Consider the following 447-nt stretch of genomic DNA (forward strand, 5'->3'; position numbering starts at 1 on the left):
ACCCTAACCATTTTAACGGGAACAAGTTAGACAAGAGAGACTATCATAATTGGAAAAATCAAGCCCAACAAATTTTTAGCTTGCTAGAACAAAGCGTGTTTTTTGAAACCAATAAAGAGAGGCTTATTTTAAAAACGCTCAATGAAGAAAGCAAACAAAACGATAAAAAGCTCAAACGCTCCATTAAAGAAAAAGCCCTTTATTTTATCAGCCGTTTTTAGAATGCAATAAATCTTTATTGTATTCCAACATGGCGTTTTGTAAATCAAGCTTATATAACACATTTTCAATGTAAGCAAAATAAAGGCTTTCTTGTTCTACTTTTAAGCATTTAGATAAAATCACATCGAAATTTTCAAAATACAAACAAATATGTTTATTTTGAGTTTGAGATATCTTCGAATGGTTAAAAGCGTTAATATAGTTTAAGTTTTCACATTTATCCAA

Annotated in this window: 1 protein-coding gene and 1 pseudogene; one reads left to right on the forward strand and one right to left on the reverse strand. The window is 29.3% G+C overall.

Going from position 1 to position 447, the window contains the following annotated elements:
• Nucleotides 1–206 (forward strand): annotated as a pseudogene (locus BZK24_RS08920) (restriction endonuclease); the annotation flags it as partial.
• A gap of 1 nt (nt 207) precedes the next feature.
• Here BZK24_RS08920 and BZK24_RS08925 read toward each other — a convergent pair.
• Nucleotides 208–447, reverse strand: a 240-nt coding sequence (locus BZK24_RS08925; RefSeq protein ID WP_077657156.1) for a restriction endonuclease subunit R, incomplete at its 5' end; no start/stop codon positions are given.

The organism is Helicobacter pylori, from assembly GCF_001998165.1.
GTDB lineage: Bacteria > Campylobacterota > Campylobacteria > Campylobacterales > Helicobacteraceae > Helicobacter > Helicobacter pylori_DL.